An 18,595-nucleotide genomic window follows, 5' to 3' on the forward strand; every position below is an offset into this window, starting at 1 on the left:
GTTGTAGAGGTCATGCACCAGGTCGTGCTCGATCGGGAACCGCGGCTTGATGAAGATGCGCATCAGCGCCAGCGGCACTGCCGGAAGCAGCAGCCAGGCCCAGGTGGGCAGCCGCAGCTCGCCGCGCAGACGGATGAAACGGGCCAGCAGCGCCCCCAGCACCGCGTACAGCCACAGATAGGGCAGGAACCACAGGTGGTTCCAGGTCGGCACGTCCATGCAGTCCTGGCCGCGGCAGTATTTGCCGCCCTTCAGGTAGGCCTGCCAGAAGTCGAGGTAGCCGCCGTCGCCGGGCAACTGTGCCGGCACCTTGGTCAGCACCTCGAAATAGGCCTGCGGCGTGACGATGACGGCCATGCCGAAGAGCAGCGGCAGCAGCAGGCGCAGCGAGCGGTCCTTCAGCGTGCCCAGGGCGCCGCGCTTGGTGAACAGCCCCTGGCAGGCCGCGCCGGCGATCAGGAAGAGCAGGCCCAGTCGCCACGGCGAGCTGAGCTGCATGAAGGGCTCCAGGGCGCTGCTGGCCGCGGGGCTCTTCACATGCCAGTCCCAGGTCACGTAGTACATGCCCACGTGATACGGGATCAGCAGCGCGAAGGCGGCAACGCGCAGGCCGTCAAGGAAGGGGAGGCGGTTCGTGTTCATGGCCGCCAGCTTCGCGGTGGCACTGCGCGCGAGCCAGCGCGCTGGGGCGAGTGGCGCCGCCCCAGGGGCCAACGGCTCTCAGCCTCTCAGGGCAGGCTGCTGAGCCGGATGCTGGCCGCCGCGTCGGGCGCGCCGCGCAGCTCGGTCAGCAGCACCGCCTTGCCGTTGACACGATGGAAAACATAGCGGCCAACCTGCGCGAAGCGGTCCGCGCCCACGGTGACAGGCGCCAGCGAGGCACGTGCCTGCAACGCCATGTCGGTCGCGTTGAAGGTGCCGACCCGTGTGAAGCAGGCGTAGAGCATGTCCAGGCGAGGATCGCAATTGAACTTGTCCTGCTCCAGCACCACGAGCTGGTTGCTCACGAGGCTGTCGCTGATGGACAGCGCCGCATAGCCGAAGCTGGCCGTGGACGTTGACGCCGACATCGCGAAGGAGCCGGCATAGCGCATGTCCAGGCTCGGATCGCTGGACGCCGTGAAGACCTTGCCGCAGGCGGTGTACAGCCGCGAGGTGGTCGCCGAGGTCCACACCTGGCTGCAGATTTCATGGTCGCCGTGATAGGGCGAATCGACGGCATCGCGCGGGCCGGTGGCTTCCAGCGTGACGTTGTAGATGTCATTGGGCGACACGTCCCGGGTCGAGAAATAGATGCGGTCACCGGCGGCGTGCAGTACCGGCCGCACCGGGCTGTAGATGTTGGCCGTGGCGGTCTTGTCGATGCCGCTGGCCGTGTCCACCCAGTGCAGGTAGGCCCAGGTCGGCGCCGAGCCGAAGGCGTAGATGCGGCCCTGGCCGTCCAGCACGACGGCGCCGACCGGCATGCTGACCGCAAACCGGCTGACCGCCATCGCCGCGCCCGGCGCGGTCGGCACGAGGTCAACGAGTGAGACGGCGCCGTCATGCCCCACTGCCGCGCGCCGGCCGTCGGGCGACAGCGCCACCGAGGTCGGCACCGAGGCCAGCGCGACGCTGCGCGTCTGCCCATCGGCGAGCGAGCGCAGGTTCAGCGCGGCGGCCGGCGCCTTGGACACCGACACGACGGCATCCAGGCTCGCGCTGTAGGCAGCGGCAACGACGTCATGCGGCAGCGTGACGGCGTCAGCCAGCACCTGCGGCGGTTGGCCGGCCTCGGGCTCGGCGAAGTAGCCCACCTTGAGCTTGACCGGCACGACGAAGGGGCTGCCGCGCGCGGGCGAGGCGCATTTCGAGTCGATGCAGACCTCGACGGTGATCGTGTCGTCATAGCTGCCCAAACCGAGCACGCCGGGAGACGACAGCCCGACCTGCAGATCCAGCCCGGAGTCGGTGCGCGGTGATTCGCCAATGAAGTTCAGGGCCTTTTTTGTGTAGGTCACGCGGTAGTAGTAGCCCTCGGCAGGCGGACGGTCCACCAGCAGCGCGAGCTCGACCTTCTCGACCTGGTTGCGCCGGTAAAGGTCGCGCTCCACGGTCACGCTGGACATCGACATGTGGGCGCCGATGTCGTTGGACGGGGTCACCGGCGTGGTCGTGTCGCCCGGCGTGCTCGACCCCCCGCCACCGCCGCCGCCGCAGGCGGCCAACACCAGGCAAGAGGCCATCAACGCCCACCACACACGCCTGCCCATCGCGCCCCCCGGCCTGTGGCCTTTTGATTGGGCGACGATGCTAACCCGGTCAGCGGCTTGCTTCGTTAGCACACGTATCGACCGTCAGCCGGCGATCGCGTCAAGAACCCCGCGATAGCCGCGTGACACCCGCAGCGTTCCGCCGCAACTCAACGTCAGCACCGCCTCGCCACTGGACAGGCGCTCGATGCGCCGCACGTGGGCCGGATTCACCGCGTGGCTGCGGTGCACGCGCACAAAGCGCGCGGCCCAGCCGGGGCGGCCCAGCGCATCGGCCAGCGTGGCGCGCTCCAGCAGGCTGCGCGGGGGCAGGTGCAGCTCGATGTAGTTGTCGGCTGCCGAGATCCATTGCACTTCGGCCAGCGCAATGCGCTCGCCTTCAACCCACCACTCGCCCACTGGCGCTGCGGGGCGCGCCAGCGACTCGCGCACGCGCGCCAGCGCCGCGGCCAGTCGCTCGGCCGTGTAGGGCTTGAGCAGATAGTCCAGCGCCGCCAGCTCGAAGGCCTGCAGCGCGTGCTCGGCGTGCGCCGTCGAGAAGATGATGCAGCGCACACCGGCTTCGCGCAGCGCGGCGGCCAGCTGCACGCCGTTGCCGCCGGGCATCTCGATGTCGAGCAGGGCCAGGTCGGGCGGCGTGGCGAGCGAACGCACGAGGGCCAGGGCCGACGGCGCGTCGGGCGCCTCCATCAGCTCGGCCACGTCCGTCTCGGCCGCCAGCAAGCGGCGCAGCTTGGCGCGCGCGGCAGGCTCGTCGTCGACGATCAGCGCGCGCATGGCAGCTCCACCGTCAAGCTCATGCCGCCACCGTCAGGCCCGAAATGGACGCTGGCAGCATCGGCATAGCGGGCTTCCAGCCGCTCCCGCAGATTGCGCAGCCCCAGGCCGCCATCAGGGTCGGGCGGCGAATCGGGCACAGGGGTGTCGCCATGGTTGCTGACCTTCAGATGCAGCCGCTCGCCGACGCGCTTCGCGACGACGCTGACTGTGACGCGGCCGCGATGCCGCGCCACGTCATGCTTGACGGCGTTCTCCACCGGCGCCAACAACAGCAGAGCAGGCAGCCGGCAGGCGCTCGCCGCCTCGTCGGCCTCGATATGCACGACCAGCCGCTCCGGCCCGAAGCGGGCCTGCATCAGCGCGAGGAAGGGCTGCACCAGCGCCAGCTCCTCGCCCACCGTGTGCTCGGCGCGCTGTTGGGCTGCCAGCGTCTGGCGCAGCAGGTCGGCGAGCTGGCACAGCAGCTTGTCGGCGCGCGGCACGTCCTCGTACATCACCGAGCTGATGAGGTTGAGCGTATTGAACAGGAAGTGCGGCTGCACCTGGTCGGCCAGGCGGGCCAGCCTCACCTCGGCGAGCTCGCGGCGAGCCCGGTCCAGCTCCTGCGCGCGCAGGGCCGCCGCCTGGGCCATCCAGACCCCGCGCGAGATCAGGCAGAAGCTGAGATAGCTGACGGCGTCCTTGCCACCCTCAAAGACAAGCACCGTGGCCAGATCGTCTGGGTGGTAGTCCACGCCTGCGAGGCCGTAGACCGCAAAACGCAGGCCGAACATGCCGGCGATGTGCAGCAGGCTGAACAGGGGCATCGCGGCCGCATGCGCCGCCAGCTGGCGCTGCCAGGACCGGCCCCGCAGTTGGCCCAGCAAGGCATGCACACCCAGGGCCAGCAGGCCGATGACGCTGACCGAGCTGAACTCCCACAGGAACGGCTCCCAGGGGTGGGTGCCGCCCGAAAGGCGGTAGGTCTGCAGCGCGGAGATGCTCAGCAGCAGGCCGATGATGGCCAGCACGGCGACATAAGGCAGGCGCCAGCGGCGCGGCAGGATGGTCATGCCGCGAGGTTAGCCCGGGCAGGGGCTGCGCCTCGGCGCTTCGCCCCGGCCAGGGCGCCATTCGTCCCAGGACCGTCAGCGGTTGGGCCGTGGTTTGCTGTCGGCCGCGCCGTGCTCGCCACCCTTCACCATGCCGCCGCGGCGATCGGCATCCAGCCCCGGCGTAGCGCGCAGGTCAGTGTCAACCTGACCCTGCTTCAGATCGCGCGCCGCACGATCCACCTGAGGGTCGGGCTTGGCATTGGTCGCCGAGTTCTGCTGGTCACGCTCGTGCGGCAGCGACGGCTTGCCCTCGGGGCGAGCGGCGTCGGGGTTGATGGTCTTGCTCATCGCCTGGCGTGGCTCTTGCCAGCCTGCTCGGCGTCGCGCATCTCGCGGGCCTCCTCGATGCTGCGCGGCGCGGCCTCGCGGGCGGCTGGTTCCACACCGCCGCTTTTCACGAACTTCTCGGCGGACTCGCGGTGGCGGCGCGCGGCGTCGTAATTGCCTTYGCCCTGCAGACCGTCGCCCTGGGTCGGGCTTTTGGAGGTGGATTTCATCGCGGGCTCCGGAAGAAGATCAGTTGAACAACTTTCGGCGACGAGCGCAGCGGTCGCGGTCATCCAGGCCGCCTTCGCCCTGTCGGCGCAGGCCGACAGGGCGGTCGCGGCGGCGCGCCGTCCTACAAAGCGCGCAGTCGGCGTCCGGGCCACTGGCAAGACGGCGCGGCAGAGCATGGGTCGTCATGTCCTCCACCCCTGCTGCCTCACTGCCTCCGCCCGCCGACACCGCAAGCACCGGCGAGGGCAAGGCGCATTGGGAAGGCGAAGGCCCGCAGTGGCGCCTGGTGCTGGCGGGCGACGGCGCCGATGTGGCACTGCCCAAACCGCCCGCCGAGTTGCCGGTGGCGGCGGGCACGCGGCTGGGCTTTGACAGCTCGGCGCTGTCGCACTGGCAGCCACCACTGGCCGGCGCGCTGTGGCAGCTGCTGGCACCGCTGGCGCGAGGCGGCGTGCAACTGGACCTGGCTGGCCTGCCGCGCGGCCTGCAGCCGCTGCTGTCGCTCAGCCTGCCCAAGACCGAGGTTGCGCAGAAGAAGAAACCAGCCGCCGATGACGAGCCTCAGGCGGAGCCCGAATGGCGCAAGACCCTGGTCTTCGTCGGCGACATGCTGGGCGCCGTCGGCCGGCTGGCGCGGGGCAAGAGCGCTATGCGCATGAGCGACTGGCTGTGGCAGATCGAGCAGACCGGCCCGCGCAGCCTGCCCATCGTGCTGCTGGTCAGTTCGCTGGTGGGGCTGATCGTGGCCTACATGGGCGCCGAGCAGCTGAAGCGMTTCGGCGCGCAGAGCTACATCGCCAATCTCGTCACCGTCGGCGTCGTGCGCGAGATCGCGGCCCTCGTCGTCGGCATCGTGCTGGCCGGCCGCGTGGGTGCGGCCTTCGCGGCCCAGATCGGCAGCATGCGCGCCGGCGAGGAGATCGACGCGCTGACGACGCTGGGCGTGGACCCGATCGAGCACCTGGTGCTGCCGCGCATGCTGGCCCTGCTGGTGACCGGCCCACTGCTGACGCTGTGCGCTGGCGCCGCAGGCCTGGCCGTGGGCTGCGGCGTGGCCGTCGTGCTCTACGACGTGCCGGCCGCGGCCTACCTGGCGACGACGCGCGAGGCGCTGGAGGGCTGGGACCTCTTCGTCGGCCTGCTCAAGGGCAGTGTGTATGCGGTGCTGGTGGCACTGGCCGGCTGCCGCCAGGGGCTGAATGCCGGTCGCAGCGCCCAGGCAGTGGGCGAGGCGACGACGGCGGCGGTCGTGCAGGCCATCGTCTGGATGGTGGTGGCTGCCTCGGCGCTGACCGTCATCTTCCAAAGGCTAGACATCTGATGGACAAGGGCGAGGTCCTGATGCGTGTCGAGAACCTCAGCCTGCACGCCGGCGGCAAGGAGTTGCAGCATGGCCTGAACTTCGAGGTCAAGGCGGGTGAGGTGCTCGCCATCGTCGGCGCCAGCGGCTGCGGCAAGAGCACACTGCTGCGCCACATGATCGGGCYGCAGACGCCGCAGACCGGCCGCGTGCTGTGGACGGCCGGCGGCAAGGAACGCGATGTGCACGGCGACGATCCGCCGCGGCGCGAGATCGGCGTGGCCTTCCAGGCCGGCGCGCTGTGGAGCAGCATGACCGTCGGCGAAAACATGATGCTGCCGCTGGAGCTGTATACCGAGCTGGACGAGGCCGAGCGCGAACGCCAGGCCCGCTTCAAGCTCGCCTTGGCGGGTTTGAACGACCCCGCCACCTTCGACGCCGAACCGGCCGCGCTGTCGGGTGGCATGCGAAAGCGCGCGGCCATCGCCCGCGCGCTGATGCTGGACCCGCCGCTGCTGTGCCTGGACGAGCCCTCGGCCGGCCTGGACCCGCTGACCTCGGCGCGGCTGGACGACCTCATCAAGCAGCTGAAGAACGATGTCGGCTCGGCCATCGTGCTCGTCACGCACGAACTGGAGAGCCTGTTTGCCGTGGCTGACCGCGTGCTCTTTCTCGACGTCGAAGCACACACGGCCACGGCGCTCGGACCGCCGGCAGAGCTGCGAGATCAAGGGCCCGAGCCGGTGCGCGAGTTCCTGACCCGTGGCCAGTACGAACCGCAGAAGGAAGCCGCGTGAAGCGCCGCCGCGCCAGCCCCCTGGCCATCGGCGCCTTCGTCGTCGGTGCGCTGGCCCTGTTCGCCGTGGCCCTCGTCGTGCTGCCGGGCCAGCACTGGTTCAAGCAGCCGCAACGCGTCGTGATGTTCTTCTCCGGCTCGGTGTTCGGGCTGCAGAAGGGCGCGCCGGTGGTATTCCGTGGCGTGCGCATTGGCGACGTGACCGACATCAGCGTGCACTACGACAGGGAAACCGACAGCTTCGCCATCCCCGTCGTTGCCCAGCTGGATGCCGACGCCGTGCGCGGCCTGAACGGCCGCAACGACAGCGACGACATCGGCCACGCCTTGCCTGCCCTCATCAAGCGCGGCCTGAGCGCCCAACTCGGCACGCAAAGCCTGCTGACCGGCCAGCTCTACATCGACCTGGACATCCGCACCAAGCAGCGCGGCACGCTGCGCGGGGGCTTTCGCGGCGACATGACGGAGATCCCGACCGTCGCGACCGCCTTCCAGGCGCTGAAGAACCAGCTCGAGAGCGTGGACCTGCGCAAGGTCCTCGATGACCTGAGCCAGATCGCAAATTCTGCTCGCTCGCTGATCGCAGCGCCCGAGTTGAAGCAGGGCCTGAAGGACTTCGCGGCCACCGCGGGCCACGCGCGCAAGCTGGCCGCCCAACTGGAGCAGCGCGCCGCGCCGCTGACGCGCGGCGCCGAACGCGCCATGGCCAGCGTGGATAGAGCTGGCGACAAGGTGTCCGGCGCGGCTGACAAGGTGGGCGTCGGCGCCGACAAGGCCAGTGCCGTGCTCGACCCGAACGGCCCGGTCATGCGGGACCTGCAACGGGCCCTCGCAGAGCTGAGCCGCGCCAGCGCCTCGCTGCAGGAGGCCGCGAGCAGCGATGGCCCCTTGCTGCAGCAGACCGAGCGCACGATGCGCGACTTGTCGCAAGCGGCGCGGGCCTTGCGACAGCTCGCCAACACGCTGGACGCGCAACCCGAGGCGCTGCTGCGCGGCCGCAAGCCCGACACCACGCCTGCACCGGAGCCCGCACGATGAAGCCGATCGCCCTGCACCGCCGAGACCTGGTCCTGGGCCTGCTGGCCGCGGCCACCCTGGCCGGATGCGCCACGCGCGACGCGCCGCCGCGCCGCCTCTATGGCCTGACAAGCACGCCGCCCCTGCCGGCCAGTGCCAAACCCGGCCAGGATGGCCGCGCCTGGGTGCTGAGCCCGCAGATCGCGCTGCCCGAACTGCTGGACCGCGACGAGATCCTGGTTGCCGAGGGCAGCGCGGGCCTGAGGCCCTGGCCCGAGGCGCGCTGGGCCGAGCCGCTGCGTGACGCGCTGCCGCGCGTGCTGGCCGAGGACCTGGGGCGGCTGCGCCAGCCCTACCCGGTCACGTTGGGCGCCAAGTCGCAGCCCGACAACGGCGCGGAGTCGCTGCGCCTGGTCGTGCAGGTCGATGAATGGCTGGCTCGCCAGGATGGCGGTGGCCTGCAGCTGACGCTGCGCGCGCGCTGGCGCTGGGCACCGCTGCACGCGCCGATCAATACCGCCCTGCCTGCCGCCGGCGCCGCCGAGCTGACCGTCCCGTGCGCGGCGAACGCCGATGCACTGGCCGACGCTTACCGTCGCAGCATCCTGGAGCTGGCCGCACGCATGGTCGCGGCCTCCTGAACCCGTCACTTCAGGGAGACCCTGAGGTGATCGCGCGGCTGGCGCGGAAACAATGGCGGCCGCAGGGGCGGCTGCCTCGCTTAAAAAAGAACCGCGCCCGGGCCGCCCGAGGGCGCCCGAGGGAGTAAGTGATGCTGGAAAGTTTGAGGTCCTGGGTCTTCGTGCTGGCGCTGCTGATCGGTGGGCCTTATGTGATGTTCAGCGGCGCAAACGACTCGYGCGACATCAAGCGCCTGCAGGCCAATGGCCGCGAGACCACCGCCACCGTGGAAAGCATCGAGTGGCGCAAGAAGCGCAGCGGCTCGGAGAGCGGTTTCCGCGGCCACATCGTCTTCAAGACGGAGGCCGGCAACCTGGTCAACGCCGAGATCGGCCTGCCCCAGCAACAGGGCCAGGCCATGAAGGACGGCAAGGCCGACCCCATGGTCAAGGTGCGCTACCTGCCCAATGAACCCAGCGTCGTGCGCTTGGCCGACATGCAGGACAACACCAGCGAAACCCGCTGGATCGGCGCAGTCATGTTCCTCGCCGGCCTGGGCCTGTTGTGGTGGCGCTGGCGCAAGAACTCGGCGGGGCCGGCGGCAGTCGCGGCTTGACGGAAGTGGGGCCGGCGATGCCGGCCCCGGATCACWGCGCCACCGTCAAGCGGGCCGCGAACGCCTTGTGCACGCCCAACAGGGCGGCGGCGCGCTGGGTCTGTACCTGGATCAGCGCGTCTGCCGCTGCCAGGCGCTCCTGCTCGACGCTGAGCAGCGCGTAGAAGTCGGTCACGCCGGCCTCGTAGCGCTTCAAGGCCAGCTCGCGGGCACGCCGCGTCGCGTCGGCGGCGGTGGCCTGGGCGGTGGCTTGCAACTCCGTTTCGCGCAGCGTCGACAGGCTGCCCTGGGCGTCCTGCAGGGCCGTCAGTTGGGCCTGCTCGGCACCCGCGACAGCAGCTTCATAGCCAGCGCGAGCCGCACTCTCTTCCGCCTTGCGAGCGCCGAAGTCGAGAAAATTCCAGTTCAGCGCCGCGGCCAGGCTGTGGATCTGCGTACCGCTCTTGAACAGGTCGCCAGCGCTGCCGGCGCTCCAGCCGATTTGGCCGGTCAGGCCCAGGCTGGGCCAGCGAGCGGCCCAGGCGACATGAGCGCGTGACGCGGCAGCCTGGGCGCGCACGGCGGCGGCCTTCACGTCAGGGCGTTGGGCCAACAGGCCGGCGGGGTCAGGCAGCTGCCCCAAGCTGATGAGGCGGGGTTCGGGCATGGCAGGCAGGGGGTCGCTGTCGGCCTTGTCGCAGTCGGCTGGCGGCTGGCCGCGCAGCACGTCGAGCTGCAGCCGCGTGAGGCAGGCCGCGTTGCGCAGCGCCGGGACGCTGGCCGAGGTCTGCGCCACCAAGGCTTCAGCGCGGGCCTGGTCCAGCGCGGTGCCGCGGCCGGCGCCGACGCGGGCCTTCACCAGATCGAGCAGCTGGTTCTGCACGACCAGGGTCTCCTTGGCCAGATTCAGGCGGTGGCCGAGGCCGATGAGCTGGGTCTGCAGGTTCAGCGCCGTACCGGCCAGGCTGAGCTGGGCGGCGTCACGATCGAGCGCTGCGCCTTCGGCGTCATAGCTGGCGGCCCGGGCGTTGGATGCGGCGCGGCCCCACAGGTCCACCTCCCAGCCCGCCGTCGCATTGACGCCGTAACTGGTGAAGTTGTTGAACACGCCCTGCTCGTTGGGCGCGCGCTGGCGGCTGGCGCTGGCACCCAGGCCCACGGTCGGGAAGCGCTGGGCACCGGCGGCCGTCGCAAAGGCTTCGGCCTGCTTCAGCCGCGCGGCGGCGGCACGCAGGTCCCGGTTGTTGGCCAGCACCTCGTCGACGACGCGCTGCAGCTGGGCGCTGTCGACGAAGGCGGCGGTCATGGTCGCGGCGCCAGGATTGGCCCCGGCCTCGATGGCAGGCAACTGAGCGAAGCTCGCGGGCGCCAGGTTCTGCGGTCCGGAGGAGAGGCCGGGCGCGGCGCATCCGGCCAGCAGGACGGCGGCGGAAGCGGCGGCGAGAGGGGTCAGGCGGGCGAGCATTTCAGTGGCCCTCCTTCTTGGGTGCAGCATCGTCGATGCCGGGATGGAAGGCATGCGCGGAAGCGTCGATCTGGGCACGCACCGTGGCGGCGCGGGCGCGACGCTTCTGGGTGCTGGCGCGCAGCAGGCTGTAGAAGACCGGCGTCAGGAAGATGCCGAACAGCGTCACGCCCAGCATGCCGGCGAACACGGCAATGCCCATGGCACGGCGCATCTCGCTGCCCGCACCGCTGCCCAGGATCAGCGGGATGACGCCGGCGCAAAACGCAATGGACGTCATCAGGATGGGGCGCAGCCGCAGCCGGCAGGCCTCGATGACGGCCTCGCGGATGGTCTTGCCCTGCTCCTCCAGCTCCTTGGCGAACTCGACGATCAGGATGGCGTTCTTGCACGCCAGGCCGACCAGCACGACGAGCGCCACTTGCGTGAAGATGTTCAGGTCACCGGCCTGCCCGAACGGCGGAAAGTGCGACAGCCACACGCCGAACAGCGCCGACAGGATGCACATCGGCACGATCAGGATGATGGCCAGCGGCAGGCTCCAGCTCTCGTACTGGGCAGCCAGCACCAGGATGACGAGCAGCACCGAGAACAGCAGCACCGCGGCGAGCGTCGGGATCTGCACGTTGAGCACCGGCACGTTGACGCTGCGGGTCAGGCGGTCCTGGTAGCTGAGCTCGGTGAACTCATAGCCGAAGCCGCGCGGCAGGTTCTTCAGCAGGGTCTCGATCTCGCCTTCGGCCTGGCCGCTGGAGAAGCCCGGCTTGGGCGCCCCGTTGACGTCGGCCGACGGGAAGCCGTTGTAGCGCGTCACGCGCGTCGGGCCGAAGGTCGGCTCGACGCTCATCAGCGAACCCAGCGGCACCATGTCGCCGACACCGTTGCGGGTCTTGAGCTGGACGACGTCCTCGGCCTTGGCGCGGAAGGGCGCGTCGGCCTGCACGATGACCTGGTAGGTCTTGCCGAACTTGGTGAAGTCGTTGACGTACAGCGAGCCGAGGTTGATCTGCAGCGTGTCGTAGATGGACGCGAGCGGCACGCCCATCTGCTTGGCCTTGACGCGGTCGACGTTGGCGAACAGCTGCGGCACGTTGATGTCGTAGTTGGAATACGGCTGGCCGATGGAGGTGTTCTGGTTGCCGTAGATCTGGCCCAGCGTGCCCCAGACGGCGCCATACAGGGCCTGTTCGCCCTGGCTGCTGCGGTCCTGCACCTGCACCTTGAAGCCGCCGGCAATGCCCAGCCCGTCGACCGGCGGCGGCGGCACGACGAACATGCGCGCGCCCTGGATCTGCTGGATGGCACCGTTGACCTGGCCGAGGATGGCCTCCTTGCTCTTCTCGCGCGAGGTGCGCTCGTCAAAGCTCTCCAGGCCGAAGAAGACGATGCCCTCGTTGGGCGCGGCCGAGAAACCGGCGCTGGACAGGCCGGGGAAGGCCACCGAGTCCTTGATGCCGGGCACCTTCAGCGCGATCTCGCTCATGCGGCGGATGACTTCCTCGGTGCGGTCCAGGCTGGCGCCGGCCGGCAGTTGGGCAATGCCGATCAGGTACTGCTTGTCGGGCGCGGGCACGAAGCCGCTGGGGATGCGTGCCAGCAGCAGGGCCGTGGCGCCGAGCAGCAGCGCATAGACGACCAGCGCGAGCGACTTGCGCTTCAGGATGCCGGTGACGCCGCGGCCGTAGTCCTCCGAGCGGCGGTGGAAGAAGCGGTTGAACCAGTTGAAGAAGCGGCCGAACACCTTGTCCATGCCGCGCATCAGCGCGTCCTTGGGCGCGTCATGCGGGCGCAGCAGGATGGCGGCCAGCGCCGGCGACAACGTCAGCGAGTTGAAGGCCGAGATCACCGTCGAGATGGCGATGGTGACGGCGAACTGCTTGTAGAACTGGCCCGACAGGCCCGGCACGAGCGTCAGCGGGATGAACACCGCGCACAGCACCAGGGCGATGGCGATGATGGGGCCCGAGACCTCCTGCATGGCCTTGACGGTGGCCGCATGCGGCGTCAGACCATCCTGGATGTTGCGCTCGACGTTCTCGACCACGACGATGGCGTCGTCCACGACGATACCGATGGCCAGCACGAGGCCGAACAGCGTCAGCGTGTTGATGGAGAACCCGAGCAGCAGCAGCACGGCGAAGGTGCCGATGATGGACACCGGCACGGCTACCAGCGGAATGATGGAAGCGCGCCAGGTCTGCAGGAAGATGATGACGACCAGCACCACCAGGCCGACGGCCTCGAACAGCGTGTGCACGACCTTCTCGATGGAGGTCTGCACGAAGCGTGTCGGGTCATAGACGATGGCGTAGTCCACGCCCTTGGGGAAGCTGGGCTTGAGCCTCTCCATGGTCTTGCGCACGTTGTCCGAGATGGCCAGCGCGTTGGAGCCAGGCGCCTGGAAGATGGCGATGGCCGCGGCTTCCTTGTTGTTCAGCAGGCTGCGCAGCGCATAGGTGTTGGCGCTGATCTCGACGCGGCCGACGTCCTTCACGCGCACCAGGGCACCGGTCTTGGGCTCGCTGCGCACGACGACGTCGCCGAACTCTTCCTCGCTGACGAGGCGGCCCTGCGCGTTGATGGCGAGCTGGAAGTCCGTGCCCTTGGGCGACGGCGAGGCGCCGACCACACCGGCCGCCACCTGTGTGTTCTGCTCGCGGATGGCGCCGACGACATCACTGGCCGTCATGTTGCGGGCGGCGAGCTTTTGCGGGTCCAGCCAGATGCGCATGGCGTAGTCGCCGGCGCCGAAGCTCAGCACCGAGCCCATGCCGGGCACGCGCAACAGGTCGTCGCGCACATTGAGCGTGCCGTAGTTGCGCAGGTAGAGGGCGTCGCGCGAGTTGTCCGGGCTGACCAGGTGGACCACCATGGTCAGGTTGGACGCGGCCTTCTCGGTCGTAACGCCGATCTGGCGCACGATGTCGGGCAGGCGCGGCAGGGCGCGGTTGATGCGGTTCTGCACCGCGGTCTCGGCGGCTTCCGGGTGGGTGCCGATCTTGAAGGTGACAGTCAGCGTCATGCCGCCGTCGCCGGTGGCCTGGCTGTCGAAGTAGAGAACGTTCTCGAGGCCGTTGATCTGCTCCTCGAGCGGCGTGGCCACCGTCTCGGCGATGACGCGCGGGTTGGCGCCGGGGTACTGGGCACGCACGACAACCTGGGGCGGCGCGACCTCGGGGTACTCGGAGATCGGCAGTAGCGGGATGGCCAGCGCGCCGATCAGGAAGATGAAGAGGGACAGGACGGTCGCGAAACGCGGCCGGTCGATGAAGAAGCGTGAGATGTCCATGGCAGGGGCCGCCTTTGTTTACTTCGAGGCGGCGGAGGCCGGAGCGGAGGCGGGAGCCGGGGCAGCGCCCGGTGCGCCCGGCGGCGCGGCGGGGATGGGCATGCCCTTGTCGTCGACCTTCAGCACCTGCGGCGTGACCGGCGCGCCGGGGAAGGCACGCAGCAGGCCGTCGACGATGACCATCTCGCCGGCCTTGACGCCATCGACGACGCGCATGCCGTCGATCAGCGCGCCCGGCGTGACGGGGCGGGGTTGCACGATGTTGTTGGGGCCGACGATGAGGACGATCTTGCGCGTCTGGTCGGTCGTGATCGCGCGGTCGGGCACGACGACGGCGTTGTAGTTGCCGCTGCCGACCAGCTTGATGCGGGCGAACAGGCCCGGCGTGAACAGGCCCTGCTTGTTGTCGAACACCGCGCGGCCGCGGATGGAGGCGGTGGCCGGGTTCAGGCGGTTGTCGACGAAGTCCATCTTGCCGGCGTGCGGATAGCCCTGCTCGTTGGACAGGCCCATCTGCACCGGGTTGGCGACGTCGCGCGATGAGGTGCGGCTGCCGTCGCGGGCGGCGCGCATGTACTTCAGGTAGGTTGCCTCGCTGGCGTCGAAGTAGGCGTAGACCTTGTCGCTGGAGACGACGGTCGTCAGCACCGGGTCGCCCACGCCGACGAGGTTGCCCGGCGTCACGTTGGCGCGCGAGGTGCGGCCGCTGACCGGCGCCGTCACGCTGGCGTACTCGACATTGAGCTTGGACTGCACCAGGGCCGCCTCGGCCGCCTTCTGGTTGGCCTCGGCCGAGCGCAACGCCGAGCGCAGCTGGTCGATCTCCTGCTGGCTGACGGCGTTGATGCTGATCAGCTTCTCGGAGCGGGCCAGATCGGTCTTGGCGAGCTCGGCCTGGGTCCGGGCTGCAGCGATCTGCGCCTCCACCCGCGCCACGTCGGCCTTGAAGGCGCGGGCGTCGATGGTGAACAGCGGGTCGCCCTTCTTGACGAGCTGGCCTTCCTTGAAGCGCACCGCGTCGACGGTGCCAGCGACGCGGGAGCGCACGTCGACGGTATCCGGCGCTTCCAGGCGGGCGGTGAACTCGTCGAACTCCTGCACTTCGCGCTGGGTGGCAGGTGCCACCGACACGGGCGGCGGGCCGCCATGAGCCCCCGGGCCGCCGCCGCCCTCCTGCTTCTGACCACAGGCGGCGAGCAGGGCGATGAGGACGGGAGACAGGGTCAGCGCCAGATTCTTCTTKGACATGGGGGGCTCCGAATGCAAGCGGGCGACTGTAAGCACATCGACCCGACGCCGTTACCCCAAAACCTAAAGCCCATTCAGGCTGCTGACATTCCTTGTCAACAGTGCGGAACTGTGAACAGCAGGTTGTTTGCGCGCTGGCTCCGTGGCGGCCAGCCGTCGGCAGGCTCCGAGCCCTTGCGCCCCAGCGGTTCGCGCGCAAACAGCCGTCAAAAGCCGCCGGGCGCGCGGACCCGGCGGCTTTCTGACGTAACGCACGGGTTTCATGACCCCGTGCAGATGATTTATTAGTGGACGCCGTGCATCTTCTTCTTCATCCAGGGCGTCAGCAGCATCAGGATGACGCCAGCGCCGATGGGGATGGCCGTGAAGATCAGGAAGAAGATAGACATCGAGTAGTGGTTGGAGATGTCATCGATGTAGGAGCCCGTCACGCCGGCCAGCTTGTTGGCGATGGCCGTGTTCAGGAACCAGACGCCGAACATCAGCCCCAGCAGGCGTGCGGGCGCCAGCTTGGAGATATAGGACAGGCCCACGGGCGACAGGCAGAGCTCGCCCATGGTGTGCAGCAGATAGGCCAGGCTCAGATAGAGCATGCTGACCTGGGCCGTCTTGGCACCCTGAGGGATGCCGGCCGAGCCATAGGACAGGGCCGCAAAACCCAGGCCGAGCAGCACGAGGCCGACGCCGAACTTGACCGGACCGGCCGGGTTCCAATGCCTCTCCCACATCTTGGAGAACATCGGTGCCAGGATGACGAGGAAGAAGGAGTTCAGCACGCCGAACCAGCTGGCCGGCACCTCGGACTGCTCCAGCGCGAACTCGCGCGCCAGCATCCAGATCACCAGGCCCCAGATGACGGCGAAGGCCAGGCCCAGCATGCCGTTGGCCAGCAGGTAGCGGCTGCCGGTGCTGCGGTTGAGCTTCCACAGCAGCCAGGTCAGGATCACGGCCGGCAGCACCGTCATCAGCGAGTTGACGACCTTGAAGATGAAGCCGCTGGTGCCCACCAGCGCACGGTCGGTGTAGTCGGCCGCAAAGATGGTCATGGACCCGCCGGCCTGCTCGAAGGCGAACCAGAAGAAGATCGTGAAGAAGGAGAAGACGAAGATGGCTTTCAGCCGGTCGGCCACGACATGGGCCGGCGCTTCGTCAGCCGCAGCCGCAGCAGCGGCCTTGGCGCGATCCTCGACCTTCGGGGGCGCGCCGATGTCGCCGAAGATGTGCTGGCTGAAATAGAACTGCAGCGCACCCAGGATCATGAACAGGCCCGCGAGGCCGAAGCCCAGGTGCCAGGACACCTTCTCGCCGATGTAGCCGCACAGCAGGATGCCGAAGAAGGCGCCGGCATTCACGCCCATGTAGAACAGCGTGTAGCCGCCGTCGCGGGCGTTGTCTTCCTTGGGGCCGTAGAGCTGGCCGACGATGGCCGACACATTGGGCTTGAACAGGCCCGTGCCCAGCACGACGAGGCCGAGGCCGATGTAGAAGCTCGGCACCGTGTTCAGGAACATCGAGATGTGGCCGGCCGCGATGACGAAGCCGCCGAACAAGACGGCGCGGCGCGTGCCGAGGTAGCGGTCCGCCAGGTAGCCGCCCAGCACCGGCAGCAGATAGGCCATGCCCGTGTACCAGCCATACAGCGACGTTGCCTCGGCACGGCTCCAGCCCCAGCCGCCCTTGGCGACCTCGGTCACGAGGAAGAGCACCAGCAGGCCGCGCATGCCGTAGTAGGAGAAGCGCTCCCACATCTCGGTAAAGAACAGCACGAAGAGCTGATTGGGCTGGCCGAGGATGGTCGCCGGGGTAGGCGCCGCTCGGCCGGCCGTGGCCGGGTTGGCCACGGGGGTGGTGGTAGTCACGTCAGTCGTTCCAGGTGAAACCGCGAGGAGGCGGGCGGGTAGCCCGTGCGGAAGCCTGGAATTGTCCCGCCAGCAGGGCGTTTTCCGCGGACGGGCGGCCCAGGGATTGCCCTGGGTCGGTTCAAGCCCGCGGTATGCCGAGGAACTCAGGGCGCAGCGGCGTGCGGTGCGCCCGCGGCGGCGGCGAGAACGGGCTCACGCTCCGGCAGGATGTAGACCAGGCTCTTGCCAGCGCCCAGTGTGGGCAGCACGACCTCGTCGAAGAAGGCCGGTTCGACGACGACGCAGCCCAGCGTGATGCGACGGTCTTCCAGCCTGGCCGAGGCCAGGCGCTCTGGGCGGCGCTGGCTGGCCGGCGCGGGACGCAGCCGGTGGATGGCAAGGTTGGCTTCGTAGTCGAACCAGACAATGCGCTCGCCGTTCAGGTTGACGCCCGGCTGGGCTTCAAAGCGGCCGGCCGGTGTCACGCGTTCGTTGACCTTGAGCGCCGCCGGCTGCTTGCCGCGCGAGCTCTGCGGCTCCTGGTCACCGGGCGTCAGGCCCAGCAACACGGGGGCGCGGCCGACGAGACTACCGTCCGCGGCATAGATCGACAGCGTCGCCTGGCGCTTGTCAACGATGGCAAAAGGGCGGCCGTCCCGGGCGTCACTGGCCACCGGCCTTGAGATGACCTGCGCACCAGCCGAAGCCGTCGCAAAAAGGCTCCACACCGTGGCGATGCCACACATGACCGCCCTGGCCTGATCTGCCCAACTGCTGCCCACTCGACGCCCCTTGTACCGGGCGGCGCAACCATCGCGCCTGCCTTGGCGGGCAGTCTAGGAAAGCAGTCTTGTAACCAACAGACAAGGACTTCACGGTTTGGCGTTGTTACCTCGTCTTGACCCGGCCTGGGCCAGCAYCTGGGGCGGTGCAGCGCCTGGGAAGAAGGCCATCAGGGATTTCTTTTCCGGCAGCACGTAGACAACGGCACGGCTCTGGCCCAGGTTGGGCAGGACGGTGCGCTCGAAGAAATCGACGGGAACGTTGATGCAGCCCCAGCTGATGCGGTTGTCGGCCGCCGTCTTGGTGGCCAGGCGCTCCAGGCGGCGCTCCTTGGGGTTGGAGTTGATCACGCGGTGCATGGACACGGCGGCGTCGTAGTCCACCCAGACGACCTCCTTGCCGTCGGCGTTGCGGCCAGGGGCCGACACGAAGCGGCCGGCCGGCGTCGTGCGCTCCTGCGGCTTGATCTGCTCGATGCTCTTGCTGCCGATGCCAGCCACCGTGAGGTCGCCGGAGGCATAGCCGAGCAGCACTGGGCTGGTGCCGAGCAGGCGGCCGCCGGGGCTGAAGACATACACCTGGGCGCGGCGCTTGTCGATGATGGCGAAGGCGCTGCTGCCGTTGTCGGCCTCGCGCACGGCCCAGGCGGCCACGCGGGTCACGTCCAGCGGCGCACGGACCTTGCCGAAGTCAAGCTGGCGGTCGATGACCGCGGGCGGCTGGGTTGGGGCGGGCGCCTTGGCGACAGCCACCGGGCGATGGGCGGACGCCACGGCGGGCTTGCGCTTGAAGCTGCCGCTAAAGAAGGTGAAGAAAACGGCCAGTGCCAGGGCAGCGATGACGCCACCCTGGCCGAGGCCGATGAGGATGTCACGCCGCCGGGCTGCGGCGGCGAGATCAGCGCGTTCTCCGAAACGCATGGTTTGTGACGGAGGCAGCGCTCAGCCGACGACGATCAGTGACGGTCGGCGCGGGGGGCGGGCGCAGCCGGCTGGTCGTACGACGGGCTCGGCGTG

17 protein-coding genes are annotated in these 18,595 nt (G+C 69.1%); 5 read left to right on the forward strand and 12 right to left on the reverse strand.

Annotated features, from left to right (window positions below):
• The 6 genes from ACXJKR_RS07190 to ACXJKR_RS07215 all read right to left on the reverse strand — a co-directional run.
• On the reverse strand, window positions 1-642 hold a 642-nt coding region (locus ACXJKR_RS07190; RefSeq protein WP_457321938.1), incomplete at its 3' end, for an acyltransferase family protein.
• An 86-nt stretch (window positions 643-728) separates the two neighbouring features.
• Entirely contained in the window at window positions 729-2,225 is a 1,497-nt protein-coding gene (locus ACXJKR_RS07195; protein WP_457321940.1) for a hypothetical protein, read from the reverse strand.
• A gap of 111 nt (window positions 2,226-2,336) precedes the next feature.
• Window positions 2,337-3,029, reverse strand: coding sequence for a LytR/AlgR family response regulator transcription factor (locus ACXJKR_RS07200; RefSeq protein ID WP_457321942.1), 693 nt, complete (start codon window positions 3,027-3,029; stop codon window positions 2,337-2,339).
• Complete coding sequence (locus ACXJKR_RS07205) at window positions 3,017-4,084, reverse strand: sensor histidine kinase (protein ID WP_457321944.1); 1,068 nt, start codon at window positions 4,082-4,084, stop codon at window positions 3,017-3,019. The genes ACXJKR_RS07200 and ACXJKR_RS07205 overlap by 13 nt, the downstream gene beginning before the upstream one ends.
• 75 nt (window positions 4,085-4,159) lie before the next feature.
• Window positions 4,160-4,414: a hypothetical protein gene (locus tag ACXJKR_RS07210; RefSeq protein WP_056191525.1), complete on the reverse strand. Its 255-nt coding sequence runs from the start codon at window positions 4,412-4,414 to the stop codon at window positions 4,160-4,162.
• Window positions 4,411-4,623, reverse strand: coding sequence for a hypothetical protein (locus tag ACXJKR_RS07215; RefSeq protein WP_457321946.1), 213 nt, complete (start codon window positions 4,621-4,623; stop codon window positions 4,411-4,413). The genes ACXJKR_RS07210 and ACXJKR_RS07215 overlap by 4 nt, the downstream gene beginning before the upstream one ends.
• Before the next feature lie 185 nt (window positions 4,624-4,808).
• On the opposite strand from ACXJKR_RS07215, the gene ACXJKR_RS07220 reads away from it, so the two are divergent.
• From ACXJKR_RS07220 to ACXJKR_RS07240, 5 genes are all read left to right on the forward strand, one after another.
• The gene (locus ACXJKR_RS07220) at window positions 4,809-5,945 is read left to right on the forward strand and encodes an MlaE family ABC transporter permease (RefSeq protein WP_457321948.1); all 1,137 of its coding nucleotides are present in this window, start codon (window positions 4,809-4,811) and stop codon (window positions 5,943-5,945) included.
• Entirely contained in the window at window positions 5,945-6,721 is a 777-nt protein-coding gene (locus tag ACXJKR_RS07225; protein WP_457321950.1) for an ABC transporter ATP-binding protein, read from the forward strand. Before ACXJKR_RS07220 ends, ACXJKR_RS07225 begins: the two co-directional genes overlap by 1 nt.
• Window positions 6,718-7,758, forward strand: coding sequence for an MlaD family protein (locus tag ACXJKR_RS07230; RefSeq protein ID WP_457321951.1), 1,041 nt, complete (start codon window positions 6,718-6,720; stop codon window positions 7,756-7,758). Before ACXJKR_RS07225 ends, ACXJKR_RS07230 begins: the two co-directional genes overlap by 4 nt.
• Window positions 7,755-8,378 carry a PqiC family protein gene (locus tag ACXJKR_RS07235; RefSeq protein ID WP_056191514.1) on the forward strand — a complete coding sequence of 208 codons (624 nt, stop codon included), beginning with the start codon at window positions 7,755-7,757 and terminating at the stop codon, window positions 8,376-8,378. The genes ACXJKR_RS07230 and ACXJKR_RS07235 overlap by 4 nt, the downstream gene beginning before the upstream one ends.
• Window positions 8,379-8,509: 131 nt before the next feature.
• Window positions 8,510-8,974, forward strand: coding sequence for a DUF3592 domain-containing protein (locus ACXJKR_RS07240; protein ID WP_457321954.1), 465 nt, complete (start codon window positions 8,510-8,512; stop codon window positions 8,972-8,974).
• Window positions 8,975-9,005: 31 nt separating this feature from the next.
• Here the strand turns inward: ACXJKR_RS07240 and ACXJKR_RS07245 are convergent, their stop codons facing one another.
• The 6 genes from ACXJKR_RS07245 to ACXJKR_RS07270 form a co-directional block, all read right to left on the reverse strand.
• On the reverse strand, window positions 9,006-10,418 hold the full coding sequence (locus ACXJKR_RS07245; protein ID WP_457321956.1) for an efflux transporter outer membrane subunit: 1,413 nt from the start codon (window positions 10,416-10,418) through the stop codon (window positions 9,006-9,008).
• A gap of 1 nt (window position 10,419) precedes the next feature.
• Window positions 10,420-13,707 carry an efflux RND transporter permease subunit gene (locus tag ACXJKR_RS07250; protein WP_457321957.1) on the reverse strand — a complete coding sequence of 1,096 codons (3,288 nt, stop codon included), beginning with the start codon at window positions 13,705-13,707 and terminating at the stop codon, window positions 10,420-10,422.
• An 18-nt stretch (window positions 13,708-13,725) separates the two neighbouring features.
• Window positions 13,726-14,955: an efflux RND transporter periplasmic adaptor subunit gene (locus ACXJKR_RS07255; RefSeq protein WP_457321959.1), complete on the reverse strand. Its 1,230-nt coding sequence runs from the start codon at window positions 14,953-14,955 to the stop codon at window positions 13,726-13,728.
• A gap of 284 nt (window positions 14,956-15,239) precedes the next feature.
• Complete coding sequence (locus ACXJKR_RS07260; protein ID WP_457321961.1) at window positions 15,240-16,814, reverse strand: peptide MFS transporter; 1,575 nt, start codon at window positions 16,812-16,814, stop codon at window positions 15,240-15,242.
• Window positions 16,815-16,960: 146 nt separating this feature from the next.
• Window positions 16,961-17,542 (reverse strand): L,D-transpeptidase, encoded by a 582-nt coding sequence (locus ACXJKR_RS07265; RefSeq protein WP_457321963.1) that lies wholly within the window; start codon window positions 17,540-17,542, stop codon window positions 16,961-16,963.
• Window positions 17,543-17,668: 126 nt separating this feature from the next.
• On the reverse strand, window positions 17,669-18,499 hold the full coding sequence (locus ACXJKR_RS07270) for a hypothetical protein (RefSeq protein ID WP_457321965.1): 831 nt from the start codon (window positions 18,497-18,499) through the stop codon (window positions 17,669-17,671).
• Window positions 18,500-18,595: the final 96 nt, after the last annotated feature.

The sequence above is a fragment of the Roseateles sp. P5_E11 genome, from assembly GCF_054049355.1.

Excerpts from the sequence above, each read along its gene's own strand:
- ACXJKR_RS07195 (WP_457321940.1), bottom strand. The coding sequence starts at position 2,225 with ATGGCCTCTTGCCTGGTGTTGGCCGCCTGCGGCGGCGGCGGTGGCGGG.
- ACXJKR_RS07200 (WP_457321942.1), bottom strand. The coding sequence starts at position 3,029 with ATGCGCGCGCTGATCGTCGACGACGAGCCTGCCGCGCGCGCCAAGCTG.
- ACXJKR_RS07205 (WP_457321944.1), bottom strand. The coding sequence starts at position 4,084 with ATGACCATCCTGCCGCGCCGCTGGCGCCTGCCTTATGTCGCCGTGCTG.
- ACXJKR_RS07210 (WP_056191525.1), bottom strand. The coding sequence starts at position 4,414 with ATGAGCAAGACCATCAACCCCGACGCCGCTCGCCCCGAGGGCAAGCCG.
- ACXJKR_RS07235 (WP_056191514.1), top strand. The coding sequence starts at position 7,755 with ATGAAGCCGATCGCCCTGCACCGCCGAGACCTGGTCCTGGGCCTGCTG.
- ACXJKR_RS07250 (WP_457321957.1), bottom strand. The coding sequence starts at position 13,707 with ATGGACATCTCACGCTTCTTCATCGACCGGCCGCGTTTCGCGACCGTC.
- ACXJKR_RS07265 (WP_457321963.1), bottom strand. The coding sequence starts at position 17,542 with ATGTGTGGCATCGCCACGGTGTGGAGCCTTTTTGCGACGGCTTCGGCT.